Source organism: Paenibacillus sp. J22P169, from assembly GCF_059691995.1.
This window is the reverse complement of sequence record NZ_JCAUAO010000001.1, coordinates 2116111-2133263: the sequence shown is the minus strand read 5'-3', so window position 1 is coordinate 2133263 and position 17153 is coordinate 2116111. Positions and strand designations below refer to the sequence as shown.

Here is a 17153-nt window from a genome sequence, read left to right as displayed (position 1 = left end):
AAGGCAAGACCCAGAGTGACATTGCTCTGGGTCTTGCCTTTATTTTACTGTGAAATAGTGAAAGAACTTCATTCAATGCGCAATGTATCTTACATTTGAGGCGATTTATAATAAATCTATAAGATATCAAGCGAATCACGTAGCGCTTTGAACAGGAGTGGAATGACTGATGGAAAGCACCGTGCTGCAAACAGACAGTTTGCTTGCAAAACCGAAGAAAAAGAAAATTCCGTTTCTGAGCCGATGGGAATCTCCCGTTGCTGGTTACCTTTTTTTATCCCCATGGCTGATTGGCTTTTTCCTATTAACACTGGGGCCAATCCTGATGTCCTTGTATTACTCATTTACGGATTATTCCTTGCTGGATGTACCGCATTGGCTCGGCGCACAGAACTACAAGCATATCGTGATGGAGGATGATACCTTTCGGGAGTCCATCAAAGTGACGATGCTGTTCGTCGTATTCTCTGTACCACTGAAGCTCGTTACTGCACTTCTGGTAGCGATGCTGCTGAATAAGAAGATCAGAGGGATTTCCTTTTATCGGACGATGATCTACTTCCCTTCTCTGATCGGGACGAGTATCGCAGTATCGATTCTATGGAAAAACATTTTCAGCAAAGATGGTTTCATTAATCAAGCCTTAGCGCTAGTCGGCATTCAAGGCAAGTCCTGGATTGCTGACCCAGATACTGCTTTGGGGACAATCGTTCTGCTAGTTGCGTGGCAATTCGGATCGGCAATGATTATTTTCCTTGCTGGACTCAAGCAAATTCCAACGGATTTGTATGAAGCATCCTCGGTAGATGGCGCTAGCAAGGTACGGCAATTCTTCACAATTACACTGCCGATGCTGTCACCGATCATTTTGTTCAACTTTGTGCAATCCACGATTAATTCCTTCCAGATGTTTACGCAGGCGTTTATCATCACCAATGGGGGACCTGTTAATTCAACCTATGTATACGTCATGTACTTGTATGAACGAGCTTTCTCGAAGTTTCAAATGGGCTATGCTTCAGCGCTAGCTTGGATTCTACTGGTCATAATTGCAGTGGTAACGGCGCTTATATTCGCTACCTCCAAATACTGGGTTTATTATGAGACGCAAGGAGGGAAGGGGAAATGACAGCAAGACGCCAAGGCTTTACCCATCTTGTATTACTAATTTCAAGCATCATCATGATGTATCCCGTTTTCTGGTGGCTAGGAGCTTCGCTCAAAACGAATGATGAAATGCGCTCGCCGAATTTATTTCCCGAAACATTCCGATGGGCTAATTACACCGAAGGCTGGGTATCGGTTCCTAACTATGACTTCAGTGTATTTTATATCAATAACTTTCAGTTAATTATTGGCGTATTGTTCACTAGTATCGTATCTTGTTCACTAGTTGCTTTTGCTTTCGCCCGGCTTGATTTCCCGCTTCGGAAGCTGTGGTTCGGCATTCTGCTTGTGACCTTAATGCTGCCGACACAAGTAACGATCGTACCTCAGTATGTGTTATTCAGTAAATTTGATTGGATTAATACGTATTTACCGTTCTATGTCCCTCATTTGCTCGCAGGCGGTGTGGGAGGTCCATTTTTCATCTATTTGCTTGTTCAATTTATTCGTTCCATACCGAAAGAACTGGATGAGTCTGCGAAAATAGATGGGTGCTCGTGGTTCGGTATTTACTGGCGAATTATTATCCCTTTGACCAAACCAGCGCTAGTTACCGTTGCCATCTATTGCTTTCTCTGGAATTGGGATGATTTCTTCGGTCAATTGTTGTACATCAACTCCGTTGATAAATATACCGTTAACTTAGCTTTGAAGCTGTTCATTGATTCAGCGGGAACGGTGCCGTGGGGGCAAATGTTAGCCATGTCCTTAGTATCTGTAATGCCTGCCGTTATCATTTTCTTTATAGCCCAAAAGCATTTCGTAGAAGGTATTGCTTCAGGTGCTTTAAAAGGATAAGCTAAGGAATGACTAGGAAAGCTGCTGCATTTGCCGCGGCTTTCTTTGCATAAGAGCTTAGTTTGAATCATACGGAGGGCAGACACATGCTGCAAAATCCTTTCAAAACGTACCGCATTATCGCGGTTTATTTCTTCAGCTCTGCTGTCATTATTGCCATGTTAATCGGCATTGTTATTGCCGTCAGTTACTCGGGGACTTCGAGCGAAATCGCTTCCAATACTTCCTTTTATCAGCAACGATTGCTGAATGAATTGAGCAAAAAGATGAGCACAAGCTTAATTGGCATTGAGCAGACCTCGGGAACCTCTGCCAAAAACGTCGATCTCCTTTATGGTCGATTGCGAGATAAGGACGCTTACGAACGCCTTCAAGTAGAGACGGACCTTCAAAGTCAATTGAACTATCTTGTCTTCGGAACACCGATTCTGCAATCGATCCATGTGTATTCGGATTACCCATTTACATCTGATACCCAAGGTCCTGTTACATTCTTCCGGATGTCGCAATTAGATAAGGAATCGTGGTATCCGAGTATTTTGGAAACGGATAGCGCTTGGCTTGGAGAGCACAAAATCATGTCCAATGGACGTGAAGAATCGGTTATAAGCTTCGCCCGCAAGGTCATCAATAATAGCAACCAGTATTACAGCTTGATGGTTTTTAATATTAAAGTATCGAGCATTCGGCATCTGATTTCATCGGAAGACGATACGACCAACATGGCCTTACTCGATGCAGCAGGAAGATTAATTACGCATTCTGGCAACAGCAGCAAATTGCAGCAAGCGACACTCACCTTGAAGGGGGAATTGGATAAGCCGAGCGGTTCCTTACGTGTTGAGGATGATTTCTTCGTTTGGGCAAAATCACCGGATTCCCAGTGGACACTCTTTGAGGCAAGCTCTTGGAGTGAAATGACCAAAGGAAGTAAAAGCATGGCGAAGCTTTTCCTCCTTCTTGGGGCTACCTCGATAGTGCTCGTGCTGCTGCTTACCTTATTCCTATCCCGTAGATTCATGAGGCCGATGAATCAATTGATTCGAGCCATGGGGCAGTATTCACCTGGGGAAGATCAAGGATTGCCAACCGATTATAAGAATGAGTTTGGTAAATTATTTCATGGGTATCGCAAGCTAACACAACGTATAGAGGACCTCTATGAATCACTGCGGGAGCAACATGTGCAGCAGCGGGCAGCAGAGCTCAAATCGTTGCAAATGATGATCAATCCTCATTTTCTATACAATACGCTTGATCAGATTAACTGGACGGCGATTGAAGCGGGACAGAATAAGATCAGCTCTATGCTCGCGCAAGTAGCGAGTATGTTTCGCTTAGCTCTTTCGAATACCAATAGTCTTGTGGCTGTGACGGAGGAAGTAGCTCATATTGAGCATTATTTGAAATTTCAGCAGGTGCGTTGGGAAGATAAAATGTCGTACCTAATCAAAGTGGATGAGAGCTGTAAGAACTCACTGATGCCGAAAATTTTTCTGCAGCCATTTGTAGAAAATGCATTTATGCATGGCTTTCATGGAGCTGCCGAGGCTGAGATTGGTATAGACATACATCGGGATGAGAACAACTTATATGTAACGATTACAGATAATGGCAAAGGGCTCAGTGATAATTGGCAGAACAAGCCTAGAAAGCGTGGAGGCTATGGACTTCGGAATGTGAAGGAAAGACTCGATGCTTTATTCGGAAATCAGTATAGCTTACAACTGAGCAACCGGGAACAAGGCGGGGTTCAAGTTGACATTCGATTCCCACTATCAGACCAATAACCATATTCACAACATAAGGGAGTAAATGAGCATGTGGAAAATAGCCATAGTGGATGACGATTTTCAGGTTTTGCGAGGTTTACGACATATCATTCCGTGGGCCGAGATGGATGCTGAATTCGCGGGAGAGGCGATTGACGGAGAAAGTGGACTAGAGTTAATCCGTGAAGTGGAGCCCGATATCGTCATAACGGATTTATATATGCCTGGCATTAGCGGTATTGAAATGATCGAGAAACTGCGAGGAGAAGGCTTTCAGGGCAGATTTATTATACATAGCGGTTATACGGATTTTGAATATGCTAGGCAAGCGATTCGACTCGATGTCGACGATTATTTGAATAAACCAATAACGATCGAACAGATTCGCGAAGTCTTGTTTCGGACGATTGGACAATTAGAAGATTTCTATCTGGAAAAAATGGAGAAAAAGCGGCTTGTTCGTTTTGTTCAAAACTATGAGAAGCAAATGGCAGATGAGCAGCTTGCAGCTCTGCTTAATGGTACCCTTCAGCCTAATGCGGCTGAACTGAAGCTGCCCAATATGGAAACGTACTGGACAGACTATGATCAGCAAGTCGTTGTGCTGGAATTGGTGAAAACAGACCGAATCACCGATATTTCGGTGGCGGATTGGCATTTATTTCGATTCGCCATGTCGAATATAACGAAGGAGCTAACGCAGCAGGAATGGCCGGAATCAGAGTTTACTTGGCTATTCGGGCCGTATTCAGCGCTCGTTTTGCATATTCCTCGCAGCGAAACAGATGTGAAATCTCTTGAAAGATCAGCACGCTTCATGGAGACATTAACAAGCAGCATGCTGCGGTATTTGGGCTTAACGGTGAAAGCCGCAGTAGGTGAACGCATAGGTAATTGGGAAGACTTGAAAAAGTCAGCAGACGTTGCTTTCGAATCGCTGCAAGCATTTGAACAAGGTCAAGGTGCGGTGGATCTGGTTCGTTACCTGTCCCAGTCTTTGCAGGAAAGCAGTGAGGAAGAGCTATGGTCGCATATTCAACGATTCATTAATCGGCAAGAGGCGTCGGCGAAAGGCGGAGACCCAAAGCTATTCTATCGAGTCTTAGCCACAGAAATTTGGACACTGCTGCAATATGCAGCTCAACAAGCTGATATGGCGATTGTGCAAACGGATGAGAACGAGCTGGTCACGACGACGGATACGATTATTCATCGTGCGGATGTGGAGAGCTTCCTGCAAGCGAAGGTGAAGAGCATTGGATTGAAGCGACAGCCAAGCATTAACCAGAAGCATAAAGGGGCAGTCGATTTCATGCTCGGCTATATTCATGAGCATTATGCGAAAGACATTACAATGGATGAGCTGGCGGGGCAGTTATTTATCTCGAAAAATTATTTGAATCAATTATTCAAAAAGGTGACAGGGGAAACCTTTATGAACTATGTCATACGTGTCAGACTTGAGAAAGCGAAGGCACTTCTCTTAGAAGGGAATTTGTTGATTTATGAAGTCTCTGAACAGGTTGGATATCAAAATGTGCCATATTTCAGTACTCTTTTCAAGAAATATTGCGGAATTAACCCGAGTGATTTGCTAAAAAAGTAGATTTTCTCCCCACTTGTTTCAAAAACTGAAAGAAATCAGTTCGATCCTCTCCTATACCGTTAGGGCTTTCAGCGATACGATAAGTGTGTGAGATCGACATATGCGAGAGGGGTAATTATACAATGAAGAAAAAATTAATGACTGCTGCACTATCACTTGTTGTCATGGCTTCCGTATCAGCTTGTGGTTCCAAAACAGAGGAAGCAGCTCCTGCGAAAGCATCGGTTCAGCCGACAACGGCAGCGGCTGCAACACCAAAGGCAGAACCTGCTACGCCTGTTAAACTTCGTATTGCTTGGTGGGGTGCTCAAGAACGTCATGATGCGACGCAGAAGGCACTTACTCAGTATACAGCACTACATCCGAATATTACTTTTGAAAGCGAATTCTCTGGTTGGGACGGCTACTACGATAAGCTAGGGGTACAATTCGCTGCGAAAAATGCGCCAGATATTATCCAAATGGATGCAGCCTACTTGAATGAGTATGTAGCTCGTAACTTGGTTGCTGATCTAGCGAGCATTAATGTAGCAGATATGGACAAAGCACTTGTCGAGTCAGGCAAAGTTAATGGCAAGCTCTTCGCAATGCCGCTGGGAACTGCAGCACTTGGTATGGCTTACGATAAAACTGTAATCGAAAAGCTTGGCTTAAAGGCACCTGCTTGGGATTGGTCTTGGGATGATTACTATAAATTCGGTCAAGATGCCAAAGCAAAGCTAGGGAAAGATAAATACGTATTCGTTGATCAAAGCTCAGATTTAGTTGACTATACAGCTTATCAGCTCAGTCAAGGCAAAGGCCAGTCCTTTACGGATAACAAGCTTTCCATCGATAAGGATACATGGATTACATACATGAATAAGCAATCTGAAATGCGTAAAGCGGGCATCGTTACACCTGCTGATATTACCGTCACAGACAAAGAACTTGATCCGAAAATGGATAGTGTGGTAAATGGGACAGCGCTTGCTCGTCACATTTTCTCCAACCAAGTGGGCGCAATCAGTGGTCTTAAACCAGACGCCTTTGGATTTACAACACTTCCTAAAGCAGCACAAACGGGTGGTTGGTTGAAACCAGGTATGTTCTGGAGTGTGAACGCGGGCTCCAAACAACAAGATGAAGCGAAGAAATTCGTTGAATGGTTCATTAACGACCAAGAAGCTGGGAAAACATTGGCGTTAACTCGTGGTATTCCAGGAAATGCGAAAATCGTAACGACACTTGCTCCTAATTTCAGCGCGACTGACAAAACATCCGTTGATTTTATTAACAAAGTGGGTCCGGCAGCACAGAAATTCGTAGCTGAACCGCAAGGCTGGGGTAACTTCAAGAAAGATTACAAAACGATCGTAGAGAAAGTCATGTTCGACAAAGCAACAGCTGATCAAGCCTATGAGGAATTGATGAAGAAAGCCAAAGAATATGATGCAGCAGTAAAAAAATAAGATAAATCAATGGATCATGGCGTTGTCGCTTCTTAGGACGCGCCATGATTTTTTCCTTCGATAGGGGTGTAGACATGAGCTTAAATATTAATAATAAATCTACGTTGCGACTGGAGGGGCGGATTTCGATTTGCCCGCCAGATCAAGCGGCCTCGCCTGTTCGTCATGCCTTGGATATGCTGAAGAGAGATGTCATGCATGTGCTTGGCTCGGAGCCAATGCTTGTAAACGAACCAGATGATGCAAAGCTTGTTATTCGTTATGCGTCGGAAAGTGATGGATGTGCAGCACATCCGGAAGCATTCGCACTTCGTTTTATGCACGATGGGGATAAAACGCAGTTACATGTCGTTGCGAACGATGATTTAGGGCTCGTTTACGGCATTCTGCATGTGAGTGAGACGGTTTTAGGTATTCATCCGTTTTGGTACTGGATGGATCAGTCCATACAGAAATGTACTTCGATTGATGTGCATGGTGAACCGTATGACTCACCAGTTGCTAAGGTTAGATTTAGAGGTTGGTTCGTCAATGATGAGGTATGTCTCATCGGATGGAAGGAAGCTTACCCGCCTTCGCGTGAAGTGTGGTTGCCAGTTTTTGAAGCATTGCTTCGCTGTGGTGGAAATATGGTCATTCCGGGAACGGATCTACCGAAGACAGGCATTCATTTGGAGCTTGCGGCAGAGATGGGCCTTTGGATCACACATCACCATGCAGAGCCATTAGGCGCAGAAATGTTCCTAAGAGCCTATACAGGCAGATCGGCCAGCTATAAGGATGCCCCTGAATTATTTGAAAAGCTTTGGTTGGAAGCCATTGAGAAGCAAAAGGACCAAAACATCCTGTGGGTGCTCTCTTTCAGAGGGCAGGGTGATAAGCCTTTTTGGGAGAATGATCCATCCTTTGATACGCCAACAAAGCGTGGGGAAATGATATCCCGTGTGATTTATCGGCAATATGAGACGATTAAGCAAGCCGTGGATCATCCTGTCTACTGTGTAGCTTTATATGGAGAAATTGCGGAGTTATACAAGGGTGGTTATATTGATTTACCTCAAGATGTGATTAAAATCTGGGCCGATAATGGCTATGGCAAAATGGTGTCGCGCCGACACGGTAATTTGAATCTGCGGATGCCGGCGCTGCCTTCTGCGGAAGATGGAGGAAAGCATGGCATCTATTACCATGTGACCTTCCATGATCTGCAAGCGTCGAATCATTTGACGATGTTTCAAAGCTCCGCAGACTTTGTGAAGCAAGAAGTGGAGAGCGCTTTTGAAGCGGGATGCACCGATTATCTCCTGTTGAATTGCGGGAATATCCGCCAGCATGTGTATATGCTAGATATCGTTCGCGAGCTGTGGCTTCAAGGGACAATGGTGACAGAGACTCACTTGCATGCGTTTGTTCATCGCTATTACACAAGTTATCAGGATGAAATTGCCGAAATATATCGCACCTATACAGAAGCTGCAATAGCTTATGGGCCTCATGCAGATGATTTGGCTGGAGATGAGTTTTATCATCATCCGGCGAGGAGACTAATTGGTCATTGGCTGCAAGGGCGATCGGGAGAAGCGGATCAAGGTTTAATGTGGGCGACAGGTAAAGTGAGTTTCGCTGAGCAGATGCAGTGGTTTGAGCAGCGAGGTAAAGAGGGGCATGCTTCTTGGTCTATGTGGGTTCAGAAGTGTGATGATCTACTCAGCAAGCTGGATGGAGATGACAAGCAGCGGGTTGTTGACCACTTGTGGCTGCCAGGCGTTATTCACCAGACGGGTTCGGAAGGATTGCTATGGCTCTGCCGTTCTTATGCTGCTGCGCGCAATGAGCAGTATGCGCAAGCATTCGTATTTGCCTCTCAATCGATGTGGTGCTATAACCAAGGCTTACAAGCACTTCGCTTGGCTGAGCACAGCAAGTGGGCTCACTTCTACCGAGCCGATTGGCTGACCAATATCGCAAGTACCGTTCAAAATGTGGATACACTGCGACGATTCTTACGGATGCAAGGAGATAGTCCTGATTTTTTCCATTGGTACAAACAATACCTCATGCCAGAAACAGAGAAGTATATATACTTGGAAAACACACATCGGAATCCGCTTTCGGACGATGAGCTTGCTATACAATTGCAGCACTATTTTAGTAAGCAAGGGTAGCGTAGTTTGAACCATCCTCTAATCCGACGTATAATAACAGGAGCTCTAGATAAAGGATGATGGTAGTCATGAATGACAATAATGGAAGAGTCTATATCCGTTTCCTGGATGTAGGTGACACAGATGATTTGCTGAATCTCATGCAGCGTAACCGTCAATTATTTGAGGGAGTATGTCCTAAGCGCAATGAATCTTTTTATACAAGTGAAGTGCAAGAGAAGAGCATTGAAAACGGTATCAAACAAAGAGAAGAAGATAAACGATACGCTTTCGGCATTTTTCTAAATGAAACGCAACAACTCATTGGTGATATTTCGCTTTTTGACGTGCAACGTGGACCGCATCAGAAGTGCATTCTCGGCTATAGTATGGACCAGGCGCATAATGGAAAAGGGTATATGACAGAAGCGATTCACCTTGTCATGAAATTTGCTTTTGAGGAAGCAGGCCTACTGCGGGTAGAAGCAGGTGTCATGCCGCGAAATGTGGGGTCGATGCGCGTTTTGGAAAAGGCCGGCTTCCAGCAAGAAGGACTGGCTCGCAAATTATTGGAAATTAATGGCGTGCGTGAGGATCACGTGTTGTTCGCTATGCTGGCTGAAGACTTTATACATGCTTAAAATCATTCTTATTGAACTATAAAGCGGTAGCTCTAGACTTTACTCTTAGGGGGATCACTTATCATGCAGCTACTACAGTTAAGCGATATTCATTTTCGGGACCCGTATATCTTAGTTGATCAGACGAACGGCAAATATTATTTGTACGGTTCTACTGGGCAAAATGTGTGGGAAGGTCCAGCAATCGGATTTGATGTCTATGTGAGTGAGGACTTAGCAGGATGGGAAGGACCATTTCAAGCTTTTCGTCCATCGCCTGATTTTTGGTCAAATAAACACTATTGGGCTCCTGAGGTCTATGCACGTGATGGTCGCTATTATATGCTGGCCAGCTTTAAAGCGGAAAACCGGTGCAGGGCAACTTGCTTGCTGAGTGCCGATTCGCCGCTTGGGCCGTTTGAACCCGCTGGTGATACGCTAACGCCCCGGGATTGGGAATGCTTGGACGGCACGCTGTACGAAGATGAATTGGGGAATCCATGGATGATCTTCTGCCGGGAATGGCTGGAAGTGAAGGACGGAGAGATGTACGCAGTTCAGCTGCAGGCGGATCTTCAGAGAACCGTATCCGAGCCGATCCTCTTATTCCGAGCCTCTGAGGCGCCCTGGTCGGTTGGTTTTGGCGAGGATAAAAGCAACTATGTCACGGATGGTCCTTTTCTTCACCGATTGCCGAATGGCGAACTTGTCATGCTCTGGTCTACGACTGGGGTAAATGGGTACACAATGGGCTTAGCCCGTTCGGCTACGGGTAAGATTACTGGACCTTGGATACAAGATGCGGAACCGCTGAATATTCGAGATGGTGGCCATGGCATGTTATTTCACAAGCTTGACGGAACACTGCAATTGACCATTCATCAGCCGAATAAGCACCCGTTGGAGCGCCCAGTTATATTGCCCATCCAGGTGAGCAGTGGGATGCTTCAAATCGCTGAACAGGCTGAGTAAAGCAGCAGGTTGTATAATTAAATGGAAAATATCCAGTTATTCCAACGAATTTTGCTTATAAATCCATTTTAACTGGAAAAACTCCATCTAATTTTCAGGATTCGGCTGCTTTTGCATAGAGTTCTTATATTTAACTGTATATTTTCCAGTTATTCCTTCGTGTGATGAAAACATGGTGAAATTAGCTGTATTGTTTCCATTTAATCTAGATGATCACTTAAAGTTTTACAATATGATTGCCGTAGATCCCCGATCTACGGTTTTTTTATATGCCCACTGAACAAAATTGCTAATTTTAGCTATTGGCAATGCAAGAAAACATAGGATTAATTTTGTACGATGAAAGGGAAGTAATCCATGGATATTGAGGAGGCAGACGCGATGTCACAAGTTACGAACTTTCAATTAACAGAGGAAATGATCAATCAGTTTTATCGAGAGGGGTATTTCTACGCGCCAGGTTTCATAACAGCGGAAACCGTTGATGCGATTAACATTGAGAATACCGTGTTCGCGAATACGATGGGCAACGGGCAATGGAAAAGTAATGCGATTATAGATATCGCCAAAGAAAGAGATACCTATCCCGAAACTACTAGCTTTCTGACGAATCAGGATGTTGTTCGCGTTTTTGAACGTATTTTGGGAGATGACGTCAAGCTCTGGATGGGGATGTATGCTGTCGTGGATCCGCAGGGGAAGGGGCTCGAATGGCATCAGGATAACCAATATACACATATTCTTGGTCACATGCTGAATGGTTTTATTGCACTTGATCATATCTCGCAGGAAAATGCAGGACTTTGGCTCGCTCCTGGTTCCCATCTGCTGGGTCGGCAACCGAATCTGAATACAGAAGAGGGGCATAGGCGAGCAGCAGAGCCGGCTAATGGAACACCTTGCAACCCGATGGCACCAGGGGATGCGGTATTTTTCCATCGCGAAACGCTTCACCATAGTAAAATGAACCATACCGATAAGCCAAGACGTGCCTATGCTTTCCAAGTAGGAGCGGCGAACTGCCGTTATGCGAAGACGGGCAAGCTGCTGGAAGATCGCGTACAGCTGTCAGGATATCAATTCTAGGCTGTAAGAGTGCGGCAAGGGTTTAACGCTTGCGGTATTCTCTTGGAGTTAAGTGGTGGAACGCTTTGAACACTTTATTAAAATAGCTAGCTGACCCAAAGCCGCAAGTTAAGGCGATATCCGTAATGGATTTGGATGTGGCGTGAAGCATATGCCCGGCATACTGAAGACGTAACCGAATGATAAATTCATTGGGGGTTAGGCCCGTCACTTCCCTGAATTTTGTATAGAACCACGTTTTCTTTAGGTGTGAATGTTCAATTACAATGTCCATATCCAAGTCCTCTGACCAATGCGCCATGAGATATTCGATCGCCTGGATAATACCGTTTGTTGAGGAATCATCTTGTAGTTGATCGCGGTTGTGCGTCATGTAGAATCTATGCATGTGAACAAGCATTTGGATCATCAATGTTTGCTGTTGAAGCTCCCAGCCAGGGAGTGCTTGCTTCGCTTCCTCGAGGGCTTCAATGGCCAATCTTTTCACCGCTTGTGCGTAGTCCGTATCAGCAGGAATGAGTGGAGAGGTATTCGTCATGTAAAAAGGTGTAAGCAAGCTTGAACCTCGAGGCATGAGCCCAACGAATGAAGGAGAGAAGAGCAGCATGATCCAGCGACTGGGCTGCCCCTCTTCTTGGGTTAGATTCCAATGCGGTTCAAAGGGACGCAGCAGGAAGATATCCCCAGGGCCAGCATAATAGCAGGCATCTCCAATCTTGTATTTCATCCCCTGATCCAGCGCTATGCTGACCTCAAGTGCATCGTGCATATGTAAATCATGGTCGGTAAATTGGGCGAATTTCTCTTGGATGATGTACCCGGAAGTTATAGGCATACTCTCAAACTGCATCTTAGTTTCACCTCTTATGTTCTATGACTTAGTATATCTTTTTTTCAAATTGAAGTCTTATACAAATTCTTTCATGAAAAGAATCATAATTTCAAATATGAAAGCGCTAGTTCGCAAGCATCCCCCATGAAGTTTTACAGCTTCCTTGGGTGGTGCTTTTCGTTGTGGACTTAAGCTGGAACACATGCCAGCATCAGCCCTTCAACCTAAAAACTAACCAAATGATTATCATCTAAGCTAAAGATTACTACTGGTTAAAGAGACCTATTTTTAGAATGAAAAGTTAATTTATGTAAAAATGATTATTGCCGAACCTGGTAATCACTGGATATAGTCGGATAGTGACTTCGATACAAGCTAGTTCCTCTTTGAAGCCGGGAGAAAAATGAGGAGGTGTCTAGGAGTAACGGCTTAGCCTCACTTTAACGTGTCATTATGAAACAAATGTTAACGTGTTCATTAAGCATGAAATTACTTGAAGGAGGAAATTCAATAATGAAAAAGCTTAAACCTGCGCATACGCTTACAGCACTTGTATCATCCACACTGATCGCTGGTGTCATGCTCATTCCTTCCGTCTTCGCAGCCAATTTGTTTAGCGACAATTTCGATGATAGGAATGCAAGCGGCTGGTCCACGCAGAATGGCACATGGACAGTGGTTCAAGATAATGGCTCCTATGTATATCGGCAAACCAGCTCAAGTGAAGGACGCGCATCAGCAGGGATTGCTTCTTGGACGGATTACGCTGTTGAATCCAAGGTCAAAATTGATAACTGGAATGGGTCAAACCGAGCGTATGTAGCGGGGCGTTATCAAGATGGAAACAACTTCTATGCGGCATCTTTGTATAACAGCAATGGAGGTAAGCTTGAAATTCGTAAAAAAGTAAGCGGTTCCACAACGACGCTGGCAACTTTGGATTATCCGCTTGCAGTAGGAACTTGGTATACCGTCAAGCTAGAACTATCGGGTACGACAATTCGGATGTATGTGAATGGTACCTTACAGCTTACTGCAACAGATTCAAGCCTAAGCTCGGGTGGCATTGGTTTAGTTGGCTATAAAGCGGCGGCAAGCTTTGATGATATCCTTGTTTCGGATAGTGCTGGTTCGACAACGACCCCAGCACCGACGCAATCGCCGTCACCTTCACCATCAGCCTCACCGTCCCCTTCGCCTTCACCATCCGTTCCACCAAGTCCGTCACCTTCACCTACGCCTCCTCCAACTGCAGGTGCTGTCTATGTGGATCCGAATGGCTCAGATAGCAACCCAGGGACATTGACAAGCCCAACGACGCTGAGTTCAGCGCTGACGAAGGTTGCTCCTGGCGGGGTCATTTATTTGCGAGGCGGAACGTATAGCTACAACAATCAAATTACGATTGATCGTACGAATAACGGTACTGCAAGTGCGAGCAAACAAATCATGCCTTATGGATCAGAGAAGCCTGTCCTGGATTTCTCATCACAGACTTACAATTTAGCAGATGTATCTCTGAATGCAAGAGGATTACAAGTAAATGGCAGTTACTGGACGATTAAAGGGCTCGAGATTAAGGGTGCCGCTGATAATGGTGTATATGTAGCAGGCAATAACAATCGTTTGGAAAATTTGGACGTCCACGACAATCGGGATACAGGCGTTCAGCTTGGTCGATATGCATCAACGGCAACTCGCAGTGAGTGGCCTGCGAACAATAACATTGTAAATGTGTACTCACATGACAATTTCGATCCCGATAATGGGGAAGACGCGGATGGATTCGCTGCTAAGCTGACCACAGGACCTGGCAATGTGTTTGATGGATGCATTTCGTCTTACAACACAGATGATGGCTGGGATTTGTATACCAAATCAGACACGGGACCGATTGATCCCATCACGATTAAGAACAGCGTAGCGCATCATAACGGCCAAACTTCATCGGGGAACTCGACAAGCAGCAGCGATGGGAACGGTTATAAATTAGGTGGGGAAAAAATAGCAGTTAACCATATTGTGATCAATTCCGTCGCCTATCTCAATAAAAAACACGGTTTTACGTTTAACAGTAACCCTGGTTCAATCACCCTCACCAACAACACGTCATTTAGCAATGGTGAAGGCAATTTCACGTTCGATTTAGGCACGCATACGTTCACGAATAACTTGTCTTACAAAGGTACTTCAAGTGATAAAACGAGTGGAACTGATGTAGCTAGCTCGAATGTTTGGTGGAAAAGCGGGAATAGTACCAATGCTGCAGGCCTCTTAGCGAGTGATGCAGATTTCGTAAGTCTAACTCCAACACTCACACGGAATGCCGACGGTTCTCCAAATTTAGGCAACTTCTTGAAACTTGCCACAGGCAGTGACTTGCTAGGCGCGGGTACACCGAGCGGAACGAATATTGGTCGTAATTAACTGCTGAAACTCCGAGCCGCGTTCAAATCGCTACGCTAATGGCCAATTAGGTAGAATCAATCCAAGTGAGATCCTCAGCATTGTTGCTGCGGGTCTCATTTTTTATTACTAAAAAGGAGTAACCAGATTTTTCTTCTTTGTAAAAGTGAGCAATTCTTGGAAAATAAGCTATAATATCACTTAACATAATTTGTAACTTTCAAAGGAAAAATAAATAGTTACTTGAAATCTGTGATAGTTCGTGGTAAAGTATGATTTGTAACTATCTAAATATGTATAATAGGTTACAAAAGAGAAGGAGAGATCATATGAATCAAGTGAAAACTTTGCTTCATGGATGTGATTGCAGCTTCGACAAGAGGACCGTAAACCTGTCTCTGGTGGAGGAGTGGCTTAAGGCATGTATACTCCCTCGGTTGGACTGGCATCCATAGAGCTTTTGAGACGTTCGGATGATCAATGTTATCGACGTTATATAGTAAGTGAGGGGATTCTCTCCCCAATAGATTCCATGGAGGTGTTGCGGGACATGAATTTCAAAAAACTTAAATTAATGATTATTGTGTCTCTTCTTATAATTTTAGTGGTTGGATCTTTGAATGAAATTAATTGTTTTTTGAATTACTAAAAGTATTCGAGGGAATCTGGAATTGAATTTTAAAAACCGTAAAATAGTTCTGTTATCTATTGTTCTATTCGTCTTCATTGTTTATCCCTTGTATAGTTCAATTTGGGATAACAAAGAAGAAGGCATTTACCTTGATAGTGCTTCAATAATGGAGGGGTTTTAAAATGAGAGATGAATTCGTAATGCGTATATTTAACAAACACGTTAATCAATTGATAAATGTACTTAATCAATGTCCACCGGAAAAACGCAGAGTCATTCCAGAAGGATTTAAAAATAACATCCATTGGCATCTGGGGCATGTTCTTTACATTACACATTTCGATGTACTTGGTCTTTCCGAACAACCTATTGCCCTTCCGGAAAGCTATAAAACCTTTTTCGCTTATGGTTCGAAACCTACGAAATGGAAAGAAGAACCCCCTGAGTGGGAGATATTGATGGCCAAGCTGATAGAACTCCGCAAATATATCAACGAGACGTTGAAAGATAGACTGGATGAGCCCGTGAAAGAGAACTCCTTGCAAGCCCGAGACATCGGAGAGCTCATCTACTCGACTTCGTTGCATATGTTCTATCACCAAGGAATTATTTACGGCATGATTAAATCACTGAAATCGAAAGTTGCCGAGGTTCAAGATGTTGTGACGACGGTTAATGAAAACTCAACTAGTTCTTCCGATACTGCAATTTTTGCTGGCGGCTGCTTCTGGCATATGGAAGATACTTTCCAGAAGCTTGACGGCGTCTCTAGTGTGTATTCCGGCTATACGGGTGGAGATAGAAAAAATCCGACCTATAAGGAAGTTGTTTCTAATACTACGGACCATCTCGAATCAGTCGAAGTTCATTATAATCCGAATGTGATTACGTATGATGAGCTGCTCCAAGTTTTCTGGCGAAACGTTAATCCAACAAATGCGGGCAGTCATTCAGCCATCTTTTTCACAAGTTCTGAACAAAAAGAGTTGGCAGAGGCATCCCGAAAGCAATTGGAAACATCCAAAGAGTTCCATAAACCGGTAGTAACGAAGATCGCTGCTGCAAAAACGTTTTACAAAGCCGAGGACGAACATCAGGACTATTACGAAAAAGTCCGCTCAACGAAAAGGTACAGGATGAGTGAGTTCTCCTCCGGTCGCGGTTTTAATTTTGAACACAATATGGGAGAGTGATTGAGAGATGAAAAATAGCACAGATCAAGGCTATAATGGAGATTTTAACAAAGAAGAAAAATTGAAGACGCTGACTGAACTCCAGTATAACGTAACTCAGCATGGCATTGACGAGAAGCCGTTTGGTAACGAATACTGGGATAACGAAGATGAGGGGATTTACGTAGATATCGTTTCGGGTGAGCCGTTGTTTAGCTCGAAGGACAAATTCGATGCTTGTACAGGGTGGCCTAGTTTTACAAAGCCACTGGAATCAAACAGCGTTGTGCTTAAACGCAAAGATTTTTTGGGGACCGAAGTTAGAAGCCAGAATGCGGATTCCTTCCTAGGCGACGTGTTCAAAGACGGACCTGGACCAACAGGTTTACGATTCTGCGTGAATTCGGCAGCTATGGAATTCATTCCGAAAGCGGATCTTGAAAAAAGAGGTTATGGGGCTTATGCCGCGCAATTTCGCAATGAATAAATGAATAAA

At 44.2% G+C, this 17153-nt stretch carries 12 protein-coding genes and 2 pseudogenes; 13 read left to right on the top strand and 1 reads right to left on the bottom strand.

The genetic code is table 11. From position 1 onward, the window contains the following. Positions 1 to 169 precede the first annotated feature (169 nt). From AC58QG_RS10055 to AC58QG_RS10015, 9 genes are all read left to right on the top strand, one after another. Positions 170 to 1129: a carbohydrate ABC transporter permease gene (locus AC58QG_RS10055; protein WP_497361910.1), complete on the top strand. Its 960-nt coding sequence runs from the start codon at positions 170 to 172 to the stop codon at positions 1127 to 1129. After that, complete coding sequence (locus tag AC58QG_RS10050) at positions 1126 to 1965, top strand: carbohydrate ABC transporter permease (protein WP_497361909.1); 840 nt, start codon at positions 1126 to 1128, stop codon at positions 1963 to 1965. Before AC58QG_RS10055 ends, AC58QG_RS10050 begins: the two co-directional genes overlap by 4 nt. Positions 1966 to 2051: 86 nt before the next feature. Then, on the top strand, positions 2052 to 3755 hold the full coding sequence (locus AC58QG_RS10045) for a cache domain-containing sensor histidine kinase (RefSeq protein ID WP_497361908.1): 1704 nt from the start codon (positions 2052 to 2054) through the stop codon (positions 3753 to 3755). Between the two features lie 31 nt (positions 3756 to 3786). Next, positions 3787 to 5343, top strand: coding sequence for a response regulator transcription factor (locus tag AC58QG_RS10040; protein WP_497361907.1), 1557 nt, complete (start codon positions 3787 to 3789; stop codon positions 5341 to 5343). A 122-nt stretch (positions 5344 to 5465) separates the two neighbouring features. Continuing rightward, positions 5466 to 6794, top strand: coding sequence for an ABC transporter substrate-binding protein (locus tag AC58QG_RS10035; protein WP_497361906.1), 1329 nt, complete (start codon positions 5466 to 5468; stop codon positions 6792 to 6794). A gap of 74 nt (positions 6795 to 6868) precedes the next feature. Further along, complete coding sequence (locus AC58QG_RS10030) at positions 6869 to 8959, top strand: glycosyl hydrolase 115 family protein (protein ID WP_497361905.1); 2091 nt, start codon at positions 6869 to 6871, stop codon at positions 8957 to 8959. Between the two features lie 68 nt (positions 8960 to 9027). Further along, a complete protein-coding gene (locus tag AC58QG_RS10025) occupies positions 9028 to 9579 on the top strand; it encodes a GNAT family N-acetyltransferase (RefSeq protein WP_497361904.1) in 552 nt (183 codons plus the stop codon). 63 nt (positions 9580 to 9642) lie between these two features. Then, complete coding sequence (locus AC58QG_RS10020; protein ID WP_497361903.1) at positions 9643 to 10530, top strand: glycoside hydrolase family 43 protein; 888 nt, start codon at positions 9643 to 9645, stop codon at positions 10528 to 10530. Positions 10531 to 10911: 381 nt separating this feature from the next. Then, positions 10912 to 11616, top strand: a complete 705-nt coding sequence (locus AC58QG_RS10015) for a phytanoyl-CoA dioxygenase family protein (RefSeq protein ID WP_497361902.1) — start codon at positions 10912 to 10914, stop codon at positions 11614 to 11616. 22 nt (positions 11617 to 11638) lie between these two features. Here AC58QG_RS10015 and AC58QG_RS10010 read toward each other — a convergent pair whose 3' ends face one another. Continuing rightward, positions 11639 to 12466 (bottom strand): helix-turn-helix domain-containing protein, encoded by an 828-nt coding sequence (locus AC58QG_RS10010; protein WP_497361901.1) that lies wholly within the window; start codon positions 12464 to 12466, stop codon positions 11639 to 11641. Positions 12467 to 12901: 435 nt separating this feature from the next. On the opposite strand from AC58QG_RS10010, the pseudogene AC58QG_RS10005 reads away from it, so the two are divergent. The 4 genes and pseudogenes from AC58QG_RS10005 to msrB all read left to right on the top strand — a co-directional run. Continuing rightward, a pseudogene (locus tag AC58QG_RS10005) lies at positions 12902 to 13555 on the top strand (3-keto-alpha-glucoside-1,2-lyase-like domain-containing protein); the annotation flags it as partial. A gap of 144 nt (positions 13556 to 13699) precedes the next feature. Beyond that, positions 13700 to 14875: pseudogene (locus AC58QG_RS10000) on the top strand (right-handed parallel beta-helix repeat-containing protein); the annotation flags it as partial. A 792-nt stretch (positions 14876 to 15667) separates the two neighbouring features. Next, positions 15668 to 16678: a peptide-methionine (S)-S-oxide reductase MsrA gene (msrA, locus tag AC58QG_RS09995; RefSeq protein ID WP_497361900.1), complete on the top strand. Its 1011-nt coding sequence runs from the start codon at positions 15668 to 15670 to the stop codon at positions 16676 to 16678. A gap of 7 nt (positions 16679 to 16685) precedes the next feature. Continuing rightward, positions 16686 to 17144, top strand: a complete 459-nt coding sequence (gene msrB, locus AC58QG_RS09990; RefSeq protein WP_497361899.1) for a peptide-methionine (R)-S-oxide reductase MsrB — start codon at positions 16686 to 16688, stop codon at positions 17142 to 17144. Positions 17145 to 17153 lie beyond the last annotated feature (9 nt).